The organism is Clostridium sp. (assembly GCF_036781005.1).
Classification (GTDB): domain Bacteria; phylum Bacillota; class Clostridia; order Clostridiales; family Clostridiaceae; genus Clostridium_B.
In genome coordinates, this window is record NZ_DAIQBT010000012.1 from 71,631 (window position 1) to 88,843 (window position 17,213).

Annotated in this window: 20 protein-coding genes and 2 other annotated features; of the genes, 14 read left to right on the top strand and 6 right to left on the bottom strand. The window is 31.4% G+C overall.

Annotated features, from left to right (window positions below):
* Positions 1-127: 127 nt before the first annotated feature.
* Both V7Q02_RS07005 and V7Q02_RS07010 read right to left on the bottom strand, forming a co-directional pair.
* Positions 128-1,033 carry a DMT family transporter gene (locus V7Q02_RS07005; protein ID WP_333860287.1) on the bottom strand — a complete coding sequence of 302 codons (906 nt, stop codon included), beginning with the start codon at positions 1,031-1,033 and terminating at the stop codon, positions 128-130.
* Positions 1,034-1,058: 25 nt separating this feature from the next.
* Entirely contained in the window at positions 1,059-1,883 is an 825-nt protein-coding gene (locus V7Q02_RS07010; RefSeq protein WP_333860307.1) for an AraC family transcriptional regulator, read from the bottom strand.
* 197 nt (positions 1,884-2,080) lie between these two features.
* Positions 2,081-2,362: a binding site (T-box leader), on the top strand.
* 124 nt (positions 2,363-2,486) lie between these two features.
* Between V7Q02_RS07010 and V7Q02_RS07015 the strand changes: the two genes are divergently transcribed.
* The 6 genes from V7Q02_RS07015 to V7Q02_RS07040 all read left to right on the top strand — a co-directional run bounded on the left by V7Q02_RS07015 (position 2,487) and on the right by V7Q02_RS07040 (position 8,120).
* Positions 2,487-3,062, top strand: coding sequence for a 2-oxoacid:acceptor oxidoreductase family protein (locus tag V7Q02_RS07015; RefSeq protein ID WP_333860288.1), 576 nt, complete (start codon positions 2,487-2,489; stop codon positions 3,060-3,062).
* Positions 3,062-3,361 carry a 4Fe-4S binding protein gene (locus V7Q02_RS07020; RefSeq protein WP_333860289.1) on the top strand — a complete coding sequence of 100 codons (300 nt, stop codon included), beginning with the start codon at positions 3,062-3,064 and terminating at the stop codon, positions 3,359-3,361. The genes V7Q02_RS07015 and V7Q02_RS07020 overlap by 1 nt, the downstream gene beginning before the upstream one ends.
* Before the next feature lie 11 nt (positions 3,362-3,372).
* Complete coding sequence (gene porA / locus V7Q02_RS07025) at positions 3,373-4,554, top strand: pyruvate ferredoxin oxidoreductase (protein ID WP_333860290.1); 1,182 nt, start codon at positions 3,373-3,375, stop codon at positions 4,552-4,554.
* 13 nt (positions 4,555-4,567) lie between these two features.
* Complete coding sequence (locus tag V7Q02_RS07030) at positions 4,568-5,500, top strand: thiamine pyrophosphate-dependent enzyme (protein WP_333860291.1); 933 nt, start codon at positions 4,568-4,570, stop codon at positions 5,498-5,500.
* Positions 5,501-5,767: 267 nt separating this feature from the next.
* Positions 5,768-7,213, top strand: a complete 1,446-nt coding sequence (locus tag V7Q02_RS07035) for a hypothetical protein (RefSeq protein WP_333860292.1) — start codon at positions 5,768-5,770, stop codon at positions 7,211-7,213.
* A 712-nt stretch (positions 7,214-7,925) separates the two neighbouring features.
* A complete protein-coding gene (locus V7Q02_RS07040) occupies positions 7,926-8,120 on the top strand; it encodes an alpha/beta-type small acid-soluble spore protein (RefSeq protein ID WP_333860293.1) in 195 nt (64 codons plus the stop codon).
* A 169-nt stretch (positions 8,121-8,289) separates the two neighbouring features.
* Here V7Q02_RS07040 and V7Q02_RS07045 read toward each other — a convergent pair whose 3' ends face one another.
* Both V7Q02_RS07045 and V7Q02_RS07050 read right to left on the bottom strand, forming a co-directional pair.
* Positions 8,290-8,502, bottom strand: a complete 213-nt coding sequence (locus V7Q02_RS07045) for a hypothetical protein (RefSeq protein ID WP_333860294.1) — start codon at positions 8,500-8,502, stop codon at positions 8,290-8,292.
* 107 nt (positions 8,503-8,609) lie between these two features.
* Entirely contained in the window at positions 8,610-8,777 is a 168-nt protein-coding gene (locus tag V7Q02_RS07050) for a DUF1540 domain-containing protein (RefSeq protein WP_333860295.1), read from the bottom strand.
* A gap of 184 nt (positions 8,778-8,961) precedes the next feature.
* Between V7Q02_RS07050 and V7Q02_RS07055 the strand changes: the two genes are divergently transcribed.
* The 7 genes from V7Q02_RS07055 to V7Q02_RS07080 all read left to right on the top strand — a co-directional run bounded on the left by V7Q02_RS07055 (position 8,962) and on the right by V7Q02_RS07080 (position 14,814).
* Entirely contained in the window at positions 8,962-9,483 is a 522-nt protein-coding gene (locus V7Q02_RS07055) for a zf-HC2 domain-containing protein (protein ID WP_333860296.1), read from the top strand.
* Positions 9,484-9,688: 205 nt separating this feature from the next.
* Positions 9,689-11,053 (top strand): alanine/glycine:cation symporter family protein, encoded by a 1,365-nt coding sequence (locus V7Q02_RS07060; RefSeq protein WP_333860297.1) that lies wholly within the window; start codon positions 9,689-9,691, stop codon positions 11,051-11,053.
* Between the two features lie 146 nt (positions 11,054-11,199).
* Positions 11,200-11,256 (top strand) — a sequence feature (sodium ion sensor (DUF1646 type); this cis-regulatory element may regulate processes involved in with the transportation of sodium ions).
* 44 nt (positions 11,257-11,300) lie between these two features.
* Entirely contained in the window at positions 11,301-12,482 is a 1,182-nt protein-coding gene (locus tag V7Q02_RS07065; RefSeq protein WP_333860298.1) for a cation:proton antiporter, read from the top strand.
* 258 nt (positions 12,483-12,740) lie between these two features.
* Positions 12,741-12,815 carry a hypothetical protein gene (locus V7Q02_RS15925; RefSeq protein WP_442882159.1) on the top strand — a complete coding sequence of 25 codons (75 nt, stop codon included), beginning with the start codon at positions 12,741-12,743 and terminating at the stop codon, positions 12,813-12,815.
* Positions 12,816-12,960: 145 nt separating this feature from the next.
* Complete coding sequence (locus V7Q02_RS07070) at positions 12,961-13,908, top strand: hypothetical protein (RefSeq protein WP_333860299.1); 948 nt, start codon at positions 12,961-12,963, stop codon at positions 13,906-13,908.
* 387 nt (positions 13,909-14,295) lie between these two features.
* Positions 14,296-14,487, top strand: coding sequence for a hypothetical protein (locus V7Q02_RS07075; RefSeq protein WP_333860300.1), 192 nt, complete (start codon positions 14,296-14,298; stop codon positions 14,485-14,487).
* 51 nt (positions 14,488-14,538) lie between these two features.
* Positions 14,539-14,814, top strand: a complete 276-nt coding sequence (locus V7Q02_RS07080; RefSeq protein WP_333860301.1) for a hypothetical protein — start codon at positions 14,539-14,541, stop codon at positions 14,812-14,814.
* 81 nt (positions 14,815-14,895) lie between these two features.
* Here the strand turns inward: V7Q02_RS07080 and V7Q02_RS07085 are convergent, their stop codons facing one another.
* Both V7Q02_RS07085 and V7Q02_RS07090 read right to left on the bottom strand, forming a co-directional pair.
* Positions 14,896-15,315 (bottom strand): hypothetical protein, encoded by a 420-nt coding sequence (locus tag V7Q02_RS07085; protein WP_333860302.1) that lies wholly within the window; start codon positions 15,313-15,315, stop codon positions 14,896-14,898.
* Between the two features lie 3 nt (positions 15,316-15,318).
* Entirely contained in the window at positions 15,319-15,516 is a 198-nt protein-coding gene (locus V7Q02_RS07090) for a helix-turn-helix transcriptional regulator (protein WP_333860303.1), read from the bottom strand.
* A gap of 927 nt (positions 15,517-16,443) precedes the next feature.
* On the opposite strand from V7Q02_RS07090, the gene V7Q02_RS07095 reads away from it, so the two are divergent.
* Positions 16,444-16,668, top strand: coding sequence for a hypothetical protein (locus tag V7Q02_RS07095; RefSeq protein WP_333860304.1), 225 nt, complete (start codon positions 16,444-16,446; stop codon positions 16,666-16,668).
* The last annotated feature ends 545 nt before the right edge of the window (positions 16,669-17,213 follow it).

Consider the following 17,213-nt stretch of genomic DNA (forward strand, 5'->3'; position numbering starts at 1 on the left):
CTTAAAATATCTATGTCATACCAATATATGTAAAAAATTAATTGTGAGGTTGCTTATATTTTAGCATTTTTATGGCAGTCTGGTAGACAAAAAAAGGGAAGATAAATTATTTAACTTTCTAGATTTTTCAGAATACCTTTTTTGTTTTTATAATAATTTTATCTTCTGAAATAAGTAATCCTGCTATTGTAAGCATAGTTCCAAATACAGTGGTGCCTGTAATTTTTTCCTGTAGTATAATAAATGAAGTGATAACGGTTATTACTGGAACTATATAAATATATACACTGGTTTTTACTGCACCTAAAATTTCAACTGTATAGTTCCAGGTTACAAAGCAAAGTGCAGATGCCCCTAAGCCCAGGAATAAGATATTAAACAGATTGACTGGCTGTGTCAATAAGGATATATTGGGCTTAAAATCAAATATAAGTAATGCAGGTATCATAAATATAAGTCCATAAGTAAAAATTCTGCGTGTTGTTTGAATGGTACTATAGTGGAATTCACTTATTTTCTTTGTCAAAACAGAATAGGCAGCCCATATGACAGCAGCTAAAACAGCTAATATATCTCCTAAAGGATTTAATTTCAAGTTGTTGTTCCCATTAAAACTGATAAGAAAGATTCCCATAATTGCAGCAGCAAAACCTATAAGAAAATTTAGATTCCATTTTTCACCATTCAAAAATAAGTATGCAAAGATGGCGGTGAAAAATGGAGATATGGAAATAATAACTCCAACATTTGAAGCCAAGGTATAGGTTAAAGCCATATTTTCCAACAAAAAATAAAGTGTAACACCACATAAACCCGCTGCAGCAAAATATAATTCATGTTTTTTTCTTTTGATTTTCAACTTATGAGGGCATATGAGCCATAGGGCAGTAAATCCTATTGTAAATCTTAAAAATAATATTTCTATTGGGGAGAGGGTATTTAAAAGTATCTTTGTTGATATGAAGGTTGTCCCCCAAATAAAGATAGTAATAAAAGCAAACAAGTGTCCTGTAATTTTCTTTTTTTTGTCCATAAAAATCCTTTCTGTATATAGATGCTTAACTTTGGGTATTTTTAAAAATATTCATATATTGTTTTGGTGTTAGACCTATAAACTTTTTAAAAAAATTTGAAAAGTGGCTCTGATCTGTAAAGCCTGTCCGTAGTGCCGTATCCAGTGGAGTTATTCCCTGCTGTAACAGTTTTTTTGCTTTATTGATACGTATTGTTTCCAAATAGCTGTAGGGTGAAATTCCCTTTTGTTTTGTAAAAGAGCGCAGTAAATAATATTTACTGAGTCCCGTGAGGGCACTTAGTTCATCTAATGTTATATTTTTAACATAATTTTTTTCTAAGAACTCACAGATAGCCGTAATTTTCTTACTTTGTACTGAGTTTGTTTCATAGATTTCCTGTTTTGAATACTCTTTAATTAACTGTTCTAATAAGAAAAAGAATATTTCCTCTTTTCTAAAATCCTTTTTTTCTTCCATGATCATAAGATGAAGTTCCTTTAATAATGATACCAATTCACTGTGAAAAATAACCTGTTCTGTAAAGTGAGGAAGATACTCTTTTCCCGTTATTTCAAAAACTGATTTTAACATAATTTCCTCATGAATATTAATACAACGATAATCTAAAGTTTTGTTATCAATTTGAGCACAGGTATGGTTATCATGAGGATTGAACAATAATAAATCTCCTTTTTCTATAGTATATTCCCTGTTATTACATGACAAATATCGTTTGCCTTTTTCAATAAATCCCAGTACATAATAGTCATGAAAGTGATTGGGAAATTTTTGGATAATTCCTTGAAGGAGATATGCTTCAATCTTTAGTCCTATATCGTATTTTATAGTTCTTATTTCTTTTCCTATGAATTTACCCTCCTTTTCTAAGTGTCTGATATTCAGTGTACCACAAGTTATATTAGTATTCTTGTATAATATTGCCCTTTGGACTTTTTACCATATAGTTATTTATTAAATGCATTTGATAATACAACTCATAATTTGTAGAAAATATATTGACAATTTAACTGAAAAATAATATACTTAATAAAAACTTTAATAGAGTAAAGGCTGTGACAGAGATAAAAATATTCAATATATTAATTATAGAGAGCCAATGTTAGGTGTAAGTTGGTATTAATATGGATATACAATGATCACTCTGGAGCTTCCAAGTTGAAAGGTTTTTTCCTAGTAAATGAGGACGTTTACCAACGATATATGGTTAGGGTTCACAATGAAAAAGGATTTAATGTTCTTTAAAGTCGACCTGATAATGAGTGACAATTTATGTATTTAAATTGTAAATAAGGTGGTACCACGGAAGCGTATCTCCCGTCCTTATAAGTATAATAAAAAATTATATTTATAAGAACGGGAGATTTTTTAATTTTAAAATTAAAATTAAAAATGGAAGTACTTTTTAAATTTTCAAAGTCAATAGAAATCTAAATAATGGAGGTATAAAACATGACACAACTAACAGAAATAAGATGGCATGGTCGAGGTGGACAAGGTGCTAAAACAGCTTCTCTGCTGCTAGCGGATGTTGCTTTTAGTATAGGAAAATATGTACAGGGTTTTCCAGAGTATGGGCCAGAAAGAATGGGAGCACCAATAACTGCATACAACAGAATTAGTGGAGAAAAAATACTTGTACATTTTAATATTTATGAACCTGATTATGTTGTGGTAGTAGATGATACTCTTTTGGATGTGGTTGATGTTACAAGTGGCCTTAAAGAAGAAGGGGCAATTATAATAAACACAGAAAAAAGTTTGGAGGAAGTAAAAAAACATCTTAAGGGATATTCCGGAGGTGTGTACATAATTAATGCCAGAGAAATATCTGAAGCTTGTCTAGGAAAGTATTTTCCTAATACTCCAATGCTTGCGGCAGTAGTCAAGGTAAGTAAAGTAATGGATGAGACTACATTCATTGAGCAAATGAGACATTCTTTTAAGCACAAATTTTCCTCAAAAAATGAGGTAATAGAAGGAAATATGAAGGCACTGGAGAGGTCTTTAAAGGAGGTAAGGAAGTAATGATTAAAACAAAGATAAATGAGACAACTAAGTGGAAAGATATGACTGATGGTGGAAATATATATTTAAGTGGTAATTCAAAAGAATTTATTACTGGCAGCTGGAGAGTGAATAAGCCTGTATTTATACAGGAAAAATGTAAGCAATGTTTATTATGTGCACCAGTCTGTCCGGACAGTTCTATACCTGTTAAGGAAAGTAAGAGATTAGATTTTGATTATGACCACTGCAAAGGCTGTGGAATATGTGAAAGTGTCTGTACCTTTGGAGCAATTAAAATGGTAAAGGATGAAAAATAGGAGGGGAAAGTATGAGTATAAAAGAAAGACTATCAGGAAATGAAGCCATAGCAATAGCTATGAGACAAATAGAGCCAGATGTAATGCCTGCTTTTCCAATAACGCCTTCTACGGAAATTCCTCAATATTTTACAAAGTATGTAGCGGATGGAAAAGTAAGGACAGAATTTATACCAGTGGAAAGTGAACACAGTTCAATGGGTGCAGCTATTGGTGCTCAGGCAGCAGGTGCTAGGACAGTAACAGCAACTTCATCCTGTGGACTTGCACTAATGTGGGAACTTCTGTATGTTGCTGCATCAAGCAGATTACCAATAACTATGGCAGTAGTAAACAGAGCATTATCTGGTCCTATAAATATAAATGCAGATCACTCTGATACCATGGGAGCAAGGGATTCAGGGTGGATACAGATATATTCAGAAAACAATCAAGAGGCATATGATAATTTCATACAGGCTGTTAGAATTGGTGCACATAAAGATGTACAGTTACCAGTAATGGTTTGTCAGGACGGATTTATAACAAGCCATGCAGTTGAGAATATTGAATTAATAGAAGATGAAAAAGTAAAAGAATTTGTGGGAGAATATAATCCAGAGCATTATCTTATGAATCCAAATGAAACCATGGCTGTAGGTCCATATGATATATCCGCATATTATATGGAACATAAAAGACTTCAGGCACAGGCCATGATAAATGCAGAAAAGGTAATTTTGGACATAGCTGAAGAATTTCAAGAAATGACAGGAAGAAAATACGGATTTTTTGAAGAATATGAGCTTGAAGATGCAGAGTATGCAATTGTAGTAATTAACTCAACTGCAGGAACAGCAAAAGCAGCTGTAAATAAAATGAGACAATCAGGAAAAAAGGTTGGATTACTTAAAATAAGAGTATTTAGGCCATTTCCAGCAAAAAAAATTGCAGAAGCATTAAAAAATACAAAGGCAATAGCTGTAATGGACAGAGCAGAGGGATTTTCAGCCTGTGGAGGTCCTGTTTTTGCTGAGGTAAGATCCGCAATGTTTGATGTGGAAAATGCTCCTAAGATAATAAACTATGTTTACGGATTGGGAGGAAGAGATATTGCCATAAATGATATAGAAAAAGTTTATAATGATTTAAGTGAAGTAGCTGAATCTGGAACTTGTGGTGAAACATATAGATTTTTAGGAGTTAGAGAGTAGGAGGTGGAGTATAATGGAATATAAATTTAAAGAGGAAATGAATAAACCAGAAAGATTAGTGGGCGGTCATAGAATGTGTGCTGGATGTGGTGCTCCTATTGCGGTGAGAAGTGTACTTAGGGCCCTAGGTGAAAAAGATAAGGCAGTAATAGGTTCTGCAACAGGATGTTTGGAGGTTTCTACATTTATGTATCCATATACATCCTGGAAGGATTCTTTTGTACATAGTGCCTTTGAATGTGCTGGAGCAACTATGGGTGGTGTAGAGAGAGCATACACTGCTTTAAAAAAGAGAGGAAAGATTAAGGAAGATTATAAATTCATAACCTTCGGAGGAGATGGGGGAACCTATGATATAGGATTTCAATCATTGTCTGGTGCTATGGAGAGAGGCCATGACATGGTGTATGTATGCTATGATAACGGAGCATACATGAACACAGGAATCCAAAGATCATCAGCAACCCCTAAGTATGCAGATACTACAACAACACCAGTTGGAGCCGCATCATCAGGTAAACCACAGTTTAGAAAAAACCTGACAGAAATAATGGTAAGTCATAATATACCATATGTAGCTCAGACAACATTTATGGGAAATTTTAAAGATATACATGAAAAAGCTCATAAGGCAATATACAAAAAAGGGCCGGCATTTCTAAATGTATTATCTCCATGTCCAAGGGGATGGAGGTATGAAACTGCTGACTTGATGAAAATATGTAAATTAGCAGTAGATACGTGCTTCTGGCCTGTTTTTGAAGTGGAAGAGGGGCAGTGGAGATTAAGTTATAAACCTAAAAATAAACTGCCTATAGAAGATTTCTTGAGACCTCAGGGGAGATTTAAACATTTATTTGAAAAAGGAAATGAATATATGGTTGAAGAGCTGCAAAAAGAGATAGACAAGCGTTGGCAAACCTTATTGAAAAAATGTGAGGAGTAGGTAAAAGACCTGTTTACCTTTATAGTTCTTCTAAGATTGAGGCAGGGAAAATTATTTTAAATAATTAAACTCTGCCTGATTATGTTATATGACATAGTCATTTTTATTTCAAACTATGTAATATATCCATAATAATTATTAATAATTATTAAGAATTATTAAATTTTACTCTTATAAAAGGGTTTTTTTATTTTGCACAGAAATTTTTAAAAGACATTAAGGTTATTATAAGTTAATATTTAGGATAGAGGGGAAAGATAGGGGAAAATGCTAGAAAGTAATAAATCTAAAAGAATTAAAAGGGTAAAACAAGTTTTGGTAAGTTTATTTTTTATATTAATTTTAGTTGTGTTTGTGTATGATTTTAAATTATATATAACAACAAAATTAATTTCAGCTACTGTTAAAAACAACAAATTTGAAAATGGTACCATGAAAAAAACAGATGTTGATATTTCAAAAAATGTTTGGAATTTGGCACATAAAGGAAATTATTATGAAAATGGTGATCTTAGAAAATTTCCTTATCCATATAGTTCTATGCTTTCGATATGTTCTGATATTGATGATACTACCTTGGAGGATTTTAAAATATATCATCAATTTTTAAACACAAAAGAAGAGACTTCTCACGGGAAAGGGCTTGGCTTGGATGTGGGAGACAGTATGTGGCTTTATATGGGTGAAAAATATTCAAAATCCCAAAATGGAATACATAGACCAGATGAAGTGATGACCTATTATAAAGGAATTAATGTAAATAAAGAGAATAATGCTTATGAAATAACTAATTTCATAAAGGGTGGATGGATAGATTGTATACATACTTTTGGAGACTTCTCAACTGAGGATGAAAAAAGAACTCTTTTTACCAGAAAGTTAGCTATAAACGGATGGGAAACGTTTAAAAACATAGGATTTACTCCAAAAGTGTGGATAAATCATGGGAATAAGTCCAATAAACAGAATTTTGGTGCTGCAACTTCCTCTTCATTTATGAGCTATCAAGAAGGTGACAATCCTGAAAGCAGGTATTATCATACTGATATAACTTTAGAAAATGGTATAAAATATGTATGGAATTCTGTGAATAGTAATATTTTTGGACAAGAGTATCCCTTATTTGAAATTTCATTAAGGGATGGAAGAAAGGTTTGGGGATTTTACAGATATACAAATGAAATATCCAATGGTAAGCTTGACTGGACATGGATTCCAGGAGAAATTTATCGTCAGCTGACTGAGAGCAATTTGGATGGAATAGTTAAAAATAAGCAATATTCTATTGTAGCTCAGCATTTTGGTGTATCAGCACAGGAACTTTTTACGGAGAAAAATATACGAGCTTTGAGACTTTTAAAGCAGTATGAAGATGATAACAAAATATTGGTTGCAAAAACTACAAGGCTTTTAGATTATGCTGATGTTCATAAATATGTTATTTATAATAAGTTTGTGGAAAATGGAATAACTTATATTAATATAATTGGTGTAAACGATCCTCTGTTTGGGAAATTTATTCCTAAAATTGATAATTTAAGAGGACTCACATTTTACACAGATAAGTCAGAAAACACAAATATTCTTCTTAATGGAATTGTATTAAGTAAAGATGAAATACAAAGAAATTCTGAAGATGAAACTGGAAAAGAAAGTGTGTCAATAAAATGGTATAAACCTGATTACAAAGATTATAGCAAGTGCTCAAAATAGCAAGAGCCAGCATAAGCTAGGTATTTCAATGTGGAAAATTATTTAAGAATGAAGACATGAATTTTTAATAAAATGTATATTTTTATATTGTTTACAAATGGTTAATTATTATGACATTAAGCTGTAACAAATACTATTTATAATTATAAGTGTCTTTAGTAAATAAACCTTAGTATTAAATAAATAGATTGTGAGCAATACCCCAAATGTAAAATTAAGATAGTGTCTGTGGTTGCAGGATACTTTAAACTCAAATGCAACTGCCAGAAGTTGATATATGTTGAATCCTTAAAAAATAATATTATATCAAATAATTCTTAGGCTCAGGTGGAGTTTGCTTATAAGGAATACGCATCGTAATCTAACTTATCCAGAGGCGTAGCAGTGCTTATTCCCCGCTTTGAAGAAGATGGGGGTGTTAGCAATGGTAGCCTTCGGATAAATGAGCATCTGTCATGTAGGGTACTTATTTTAAACTTATAAAAAATTTTTAAAAATCAAATAAAAGCTCCGGGATTATCCGAAGCTTCTATTAGTTAAAACTAATGAGTGACATTAAAGTATTCTTATGAGCATTAGTTATTATATCCAATTTATTATGTCTTATAATTATTTTCCATAATATAATTAAATTACCTGGAGTATTTTTTTGTAGAAATGCACAAACTTTAAATGCAGCATTAAATATTGCTATTTCAAAGAGGTGTTTATAATGACACGTAACAATAATTTAGTAGTACCAGAGGCCAGAGCGGCTCTATATAAATTTAAAATGGAGTCAGCTAAAGAAGTTGGAGTAAATCTAAAAGATGGCTACAATGGAGATTTGACTGCAAGAGAAGCTGGCTCAGTAGGTGGAAATATGGTTAAGAAGATGGTTGAATCCTATGAGCAGGGCTTAAAATAATACTACAAGAAGAGGGCCTGTACCTTAAATTGAGGTGCAGGCTTTATCTGTCAGATGATGAATCTATGCCAATAACACTGCTATCTTCTTTGATAATTCATTTGTTAATATTTTTGTACCACATCTAAATCTAACCCTTTTTGTTTATTTGCTATATTTGTAAATCAAGTCAAATGGTTTCTGAACAGTTCTTATAGACAGGACAGGGTCTAAGATTACATCCTCCGCAAGCGTTTTTATCACAGCGATAACCAATTTTTTGATAATGGGCTGTGGGTTCATCACATGTAGTTGCATCCTGATATTTTACTATAATTGAAATTTTGGTGTTATATTTAGGACAAAAACCAGAAATACGTTTTCTAATAAAAATATCATTCATAATAGTATCACCACCTTCCAATAGTGATAATTCTACAAAAATATATTATAACCTTTAGAAGATAATGGAACCCATTGTGGATTCCATTAATGTTTATCTAAATGTTTTTACTTAGATGATGGTTTAAATGTTGTACAACTTGTATCGTCACTGGTATTAGGTTTATTTTTACCTGACATTGGGTTAACTTCTAGAGAATTGGCATGGCAGCAATTATCCTTCCAATAGTCACAGCAATTAACACTACATTTTACTTCCATCTTAGGAGAAGTCATAATATAAAAACCTTCTTTCAATTATATTTTACAGGGTTAGTATGTTATAAAAAAATAAATATTATACAATTAGAAAAAGTATCACATAAGTTTTTTGCAATTTAAAACTTAATATAATGTAAATTTAACTATTTATGTTACATGATATACATCAAGGAATTCTTGGGTTCAGATGGAGTTTGCTATGGAGAAATACTTATCTCCATCATGTAAAAAAAATAAGTATATCGCGGATAAGCATTATGAGGAAAATGAAAGTGGACATATTGAACAAAAGTTAATAATTAGTGAAACGACATGGGAAATAATTCAAGATTTATTACCGCTTTATCACGATAATGTTTGTAGTAATAAAAGCCTTGCTGCTATTGAGGAACATCTTATGGAGTGTGATACTTGCAAAAAATACCTTGATAGTATAAATAATGACTTTATTCAAAATACTACAGATAAGATAGCAGAACAAGCAAAAGTTAATACTTGGAAAAAAATTAAAAAGAAGCTATTCCGAAAGAATGTAATTATATCAATTGTTTCAGTTTTGTGTGCAATTGCCGTATTGTTAGGAGGGTTTTTGCTTGTTTTTTATCATGAAATGCCAGTTCCCTATGTAAATGGACTAGTGAATGTTAACATGACACAGGATGGAAGAATTGATGTTATGGTATCAGAAGCAGGTCACCATATTTTTGTTGTGATTATTTAATATATATTATAGTTAATTTCATATTGCATGAAAATAAGAGTATTTTAAAGAATTATGAAAGAATCATGAAAAAAAGTATGAACAGTGCTATCCTGCGAATTATTGATAAACATCAGTTTATTTGATATAATATTGACAATATAATTAATTTTTACAGTTATTTTTTATACTTTTAATAATATTGTATGGGAGGAGCGTTATTTTAATGGAAGGACTTATTAATCTTTTAAACAGTATAGACAGTGTTTTATGGGGGGTGCCCATGATTGTTGTACTTTTTGGAGCACATATTTTCTTTACTTTTAGAACAGGATTCATTCAAAGAAAAATTTTTACAGGAATTAAATTATCTGTTACTAAGGATCCAGATAGTGAAGGAGATGTATCACAATTTGGTGCTCTTAGTACTGCTTTAGCATCCACTATAGGTACAGGTAATATAATTGGTGTTGCAACAGCAGTGACTTTAGGAGGGCCTGGTGCTGTACTTTGGATGTGGTTCACAGGTGTATTTGGTATAGCTACAAAGTATGCTGAATCTCTGATATCTGTAAAATATAGAGTGAAAACTGAAGATGGGAGTATGCTTGGGGGAGCTATGTATGCCCTTGAAAGAGGACTTAACATGAAATGGTTAGGAGTAATTTTTTGTATATTTACTGCCATTGCTGCTTTTGGAATAGGATGTTCTACTCAAACAAATGCTGTTGCTTCTACTTTAAACGACAGTTTTGGAATTCCTATGTGGATTTCAGGAATTATAATTGCTATCTTGGTAGGAACTGTTATTATTGGTGGAGTAAAATCTATTACTAGGGTATGTGAAAAATTAGTACCATTTATGGCTATATTTTATGTATTAGGATGTTTAATTATTTTAGTTATGAATGCAGATGTTTTAGGACAAACAGTTGTAACCATAGTTCAAGCTGCATTTTCTCCTCGAGCTGCAGGAGGTGGATTTATAGGATCTACTGTTGCAATTGCATGTCGTTATGGTGCTGCAAGAGGTTTGTTTTCCAATGAATCAGGAATGGGTTCTGCTCCTATTGTAGCAGCTGCTGCCAAGACTAAAAATCCTGTAAGACAAGCTCTTGTTTCTATGACAGGTACTTTTTGGGATACAGTAGTAATATGTTTGATGACAGGTCTTGTAATTGTAAGCAGCGTAATTAAGAATCCTGCGATTGATACAAAAACTTCTTCTTTACTTACAAGTGCTGCGTGGAACCAGATTCCTGTAGTAGGATCAGTTATAATAGCTATTGCTTTAGCTATATTTGCATTTTCTACAGTATTAGGATGGTCTTATTATGGAGAGAGGGCAGCTGAATATTTGTTTGGAAAGAAAATTATTAAACCTTACAGAATTCTATGGGTAATAGTAGCTCTATTGGGTACACTCATTAGTCTGGATCTTGTGTGGACGATTGCAGATATATTGAATGCATTGATGGTAGTTCCAAATGTAGTAGCAATGTTACTTCTCAGTGGAGTTATTGCAGCTGAAACCAAGAAATACATCAACAATCTTGATTTACCTTCAGAAGATAAGGAAAAGGTATCCTGATAGTGAAACTAATATTTTTTATAGAAGTATAGAATAAACTGTAAGTAGATATTCTTTACATTAATTATATATTTGCGGGATATTTTTAAATATGTTATATTAAGTATAATATACATGCATAATAGAATAATTGACTATATAATTTCGGTTGAACAAATTTTAATTTGATTTCAAGATAAATATGACTTTTAGGGTGGAAAGTCCTTTATGGACTTTCCATTATTTTTTTGAAGTTAGGAGGATTTTTATGGAAAAGGCATTGCTAAATATTGTATTAATACTTGTATTTACAAAGATAGGAGGAATGATAAGTAGAAAGATGAAAATGCCAGAAGTATTGGGGGCACTAATTGCAGGTGTGATACTTGGACCTGTTATATTAAATATTGTACATTACGATGATAATATAAAATTGCTTTCAAATCTTGGAGTAATTTTACTTATGTTTCTCGCAGGATTGGAAACTAATGTAGAAGAGTTTAAAAAAGCTGGATTATCCTCATTTGTAATTGCGTTAGGAGGTATAATACTGCCTCTTGTTTTGGGGACTCTAGGGGCATATATGTTTTTTAGTGATTTTTGGGAGAATATATTTGTAGGAGTTATATTGACTGCCACCAGCGTAAGTATTACAGCAGAAACGCTTAAGGAACTTGGGAAACTAAATACAAGAGCAGGAATTAATATCCTTGGAGCGGCAGTAATAGATGATATTTTAGGCCTTATACTTATATCCATAGTTCTTGCAGTGGCACAAACTTCTGGCTCAAATACTCAAGTTTCAGGCACATTGTCAATTGTGTATGTATTTGTAAAAGTAATTTTATTCTGTCTGGCTTCCATAATTGCAGTGGTGTATATGCCAAAATATATGAATAAATTTAAAAATTATATAAAGCCGGGAAGAGAATTTCTAACATTTTCCCTAGCTTTTGCGGTTCTTATAGCCTATATAGCCGAAGTTTTAGGTATTGCAGCTATTACAGGTGCATATATAGCTGGACTTATACTCTCATCTGTTACCCACAGAGAATATTTAGAGAGAAATGTGAAAGCAATTTCATCAGGCTTTTTATCTCTTATATTTTTTGCCAGTGTTGGAATTGAAGCAAATCTTAAAGGATTAACTATGGAGGTAATTCTTATTACCTTAGTTATGTTTGTCATAGCTGTTATTGGAAAGGTTATAGGATGTGGTGCTGCTGCAAGATTTATGAAAATAAGCAAAAGTGAATCTTTACAGATTGGAGCCGGTATGATATCAAGAGGGGAAGTGGCTATTATTACTGCCAATATAGGCCTTCAAAAGGGAATAATTTCAGAAGAGATATTCTTACCAACTCTAATTGTTGTAATATTGACTACAATTATAACACCTATTTTACTTAAGTTATCTTTTTCTCATAAAAGGATGCTTAAAATTGGATAACTATAATTTTATATTGGGTGGACTGTTATAAAAACACTTGAAAATATAAAGTAATAGGTGTGCAGAAATTTCCGTACATACTTTTTCCTATTATTTCTATTATGATAAATAATACCGATTATAAATATTGGGACTGGTGAAATAGTAAAATATGAATAAAAAGTTAAAATATAAATCTACAATAAAATCAATGCCGCACCTTTATATAGAAACAAAAAGGCTGCAAGGCTTATTTTAAAAGGATTTAATGATTCTGAAATAAAAAATATGGCCATTGAAGAAAATATTTTTCAGATGAGATCTGAAGCACGAAAAAAGAAATTGCGTCAATAACATTAAAAAGATTAAAGAGTTTAGATGAATTCCTACTTGATAAATTAGTGAATGGAGATTTTTCCATATCTGTTATACTGCAAGATTTGCAGTAAGAAATCTGTTAAAGTAGAATCATTAATCAATAAAAAATATGATGAAGTCTATGGAGGATGTGAGAAAGCAAGATGGGGTTGCCAAAATGAAATTACCAAAAATGGAATTGCCTAAGATAGGATTACCGAAAATAAAATGGCCTTTACGTCTATTGTTATATGTAGTAACGCTTATTCTTTCAGTGTTATCCATGTTAGTGTTATACTTTCGTCTTGTCAATGTTGTACTTGCTGATATTATTTATGCGTTAGCTGCATGTATGATTGGATTGTCAGGATACTATCTGTATAATGATTTGAGATATGGTGTGAATGAAAAATTGAAGCTTATCATTGAAGTCAATCCTTTTACAAACCGTGTGGCAAAAGATTATCGCTACAGAACAGTTCTGTTTACTTATTCGTCTTTAGGTGCTAATCTGATTTTTGCTTTTGGTAATGGCATATTTGGTATTATCAATCATTCCGTTTGGTTTGGAGCTTTATCTGCGTATTATATTGTTCTCAGTATTATGCGTTTTATAGTTATCCAGTATGAAAGAAGAATTTCAATACTTGAAAAGACACAGAATATGCAGCAGCAGGAATTATCGGTTTATCAAAATTGCGGGATTCTATTCATCCTATTGACAATAGCATTAGGTGCATCTGTAATTCAGATGGTGTATTTCGATAAAGGATATAGCTACCCCGGAACACTTATCTTCGCAGTGGCGGCTTATACTTTTTATAAAATAGTATTAGCCATTATCAACATTGTAAAAGCGGGAAGATTAAAGTCTCCTCTTCTAATGACAATTAGGTATATTGGATATGCTGATGCAGTTGTGTCTATGCTTTCATTACAAACAGCCATGATTGTATCTTTTGGTTCAGTTAATACAATGAGTTCGAAGAGAATGAACAGCCTTACAGGAGGATTGACTTGCCTGATGATCCTAATTATGGGAATTTATATGATATGTTCAGCAACAATACAAAAAAAGAAGATCATTTAAAATGACATCAGAATTTATTATGAAATATTACTTGTAAAGAGTTTTGAGGAAATACCCAAAGCTCTTTTTTTACTTATAAATTTTAATTAATGTTTTTCAAACATAATTGAAACAAAGAATTAAAGAATAGAGAATAGAATACAGCCATCAGTTAGGGAATCAGAGACAAATATTTTGGATAGAGAAATATCAATTAATATTTTATAAACAGTTTTCTGACAAAAATCAAATGTCCTTATTTTATGATATCAGTAAGTGTTATAGAAGTAGAAAGTGTAAAAGAAGGGATGTAGGAACTATGGAATGTTAATGCTACAATAAAAATACCCGAAAACCGGAACGAAAATAAAAGTTCCTGCATTAAAAAGTAATAGTAAAGCTGGGGGATTGAATGGATTACTTAAAACCTTAATTAAAGTTGATTATGGGTTTTTTGAAAAAATAAACAGAGGAATTGTCAAAGAGCTTCTGGAAGAAATAAATTCATTAAAGGAAGATTTGCAGGAAAGTGAGAGAGCTATAATTTCTTATATAAACGTCAGAAATTCAGAGAGGGATATAGAGCAGTTAGGTAAATAATAAGCGTAACATAATCAATAATAAGATTTTAGGGGAAGAATTAAATAATGGATGAAATTTAAGGAGAAGTTTTGGAAAAAAGAAGAGGTGGGGCATATAAAGGAAACTCTTAGGAATATGGAAGCAGACAATGCTGTAATTGAGGCTAATATTAAGGATTTGAGGATTGAGAACCAGGAGTTTTTGAAGGAGAAATATAAGTATAAAAAGGCAGATTGGCAGGTGGGGATGAAATGTAATATGTCTCAAGGAGCTGTTACTAAAAGGAGACATAGGTTGATTGAGAATATAGTTAACTGGGATATGTGGATTAGTGCTGTGAATTAAGATAGTTGTAAAATGAATAATGTTATATTAAAAATATACTGCTTTTCGTAATGATTAGATAAAGCAGTATATTTTTGTTGACTAATATTTTTTACTATAATAGGATAAGAAAATTATAGTTATAATAACCTGTACAATTAAAATAGTGGCAATAGTTATAGAAGCTTCTTTTAACCTTAGAAATCCTAGTATGATAGTTGTTATTGATTCAAGAAAAATTATTATGGTATAGGCAGATGAGTGAGATTTCATTCTTATTAATTGAGTGCGTTCTTCATTCTTAGCAATTTCGATTCGTTCTGCTTTTTTGGGGTTGTTTATTAGTCTAATGCTAGAAATAATACCTAGTATTCCAGTGACTGTACATGCTCCAGCTATGCCATAAATAAGTCCATTGCTGTAGTCATAGGTAAAATTATGAAATAGAGTAACTGTAAATGCAACAATACCAATAACGGTATATGCAATAAAAAATACAAACTGTTTTTTAGCATAATTCATGGGTTATTCCTCCTCAAAAATAAATACTTCTTCAATTGATAATCCGAATATTTTAGCTATTTTATAGGCAAGAAAAATTGATGGATTGTATCTCCCGTTTTCAAGGGAAATTATTGTCTGTCTGGTAACTTTACAGAGCTCAGAAAGTTCTTCTTGTGTCATACGTTTTTTCTTGCGTAAATCTTTAATATGATTTTTCATAATTCACTCCTTATAAAAAGTATAGTAAACTTTACAATTTAAAGTATAGTAAACTTTACTTTAAATGTCAAGCGAATTTTACATTATTGGGAATGTAAATCTGTAGGAATTATTCAGGAATTAAACAGGAATTAAAATGGAATTAGATTGGAATTAAAATATTGCTAAAGTGTAATATAATAGTTATAGTGAGAAAATCAACAATAACTCATATACAAATTCTCCCTTTAAATATACCTCTGGCTCCAGGGTTAAATGGGACTTCAGTTCGGGAAACCGTAAATAAAATCCTTTATATTATGTATATGTCGGAGGTAGGCACTGTTAATGCGGTGCTTATTTTTGTATTTTTTAACATAGGCGTAATGATGTTATAACAATTGGGGTATATACTAAATAACATAGTATTATATTCCAAGGCATTGAAAGATAAGTGTCTGTGGTTGCAGGGCACTATAAATTTAAATGCAACTATCATAACTCTATATAAATTACCACGCCCTTAAAATAAAATTTAAATAATAGCAAGATAAGCACCTGTCATTTAGGGTGCTTATTTTTTATATTATAGAATTTAGATAATGGAATATTATGGATAATGTGTGTAACCTGTGGATAATTCTGGAGATTAGTGCATATAATAATAAGTTAAGGGAAGTGAGAGGTATGAGAATAAGAGAAATCTTAAAAGAAAAGCTTAACTAAGATAAAAAACTAAATAAGGATAAACTAGGGAGAGGCGAATACCTCTCCTTTACTGATATAGAAAAAATGATGAGACATGAGTGTTACAGGAAGATGAGCTATTTATGGAAATATTACAAGTTATTTTTATTAGCATTGTAACAACATTAATTGTACAAAAATTGATGTTTAAAGATAAAAAATGAAAATTTAACAGCACATATTTGTAAATGATTCTCCGCCTTGAAAGTCAAAGCGTTAAGGGCAATTGGCTTTGCATCCACTTTGAGTTGCTTTGTATTAACACAGACAGCTATCATGTCGTTTTCAAACAAGGGTGATAACAACTTTGCCAATGCTCTTGCCGGAGTAGTTTTTGGTGGAATGGCAGCGCTCATAGGTCTGTATGTTATATTGGACAGCTTTTTACATAAAAAACTGTCCGTTCCCGAAGCCGATGATTCATAAGGAAATCATACTCATATTCGCACCCTGTTCAGCTAATTTTAACAAGTTTTAGATATTTATCAGCAAAAAGCAGCTCTGCAATCGGGCTGCTTTTGTTTTTTAATATTTCTCAAACAATTCTTAAGCATTTCGCAAACATTTAAAAGTTAAAGTGTATACATCAAATAAATTAATAAGACGAGATGTCTTAACATCTGACCTACGGACAGTAAATTTGTATAAAATTCCAGTGGATACAATAGTTAGTATTAATTTATGTATTCTATAATTTAACTGTGTTTTAAGTTCATTATTATTGAATAAATTGATTAAAATGTAAATAAGGATTTATACTTATGACAGTGCTTTGTGTCAATGTAAATAAAAGTAATTAAGATTCATATAATGTAAAAACAATCTTTAAATAGTAATGGCTTTTCAGGGAATTATAGCATCTGTTAAACCATTTAATGCCAGAGCTAAAAAGACTGTAAATTCTAACTTGATTCCCTTTCTTCTATATCAAACCTTTTTTTATATTCTCTGATTGCAAGTGGCTTTTCTAA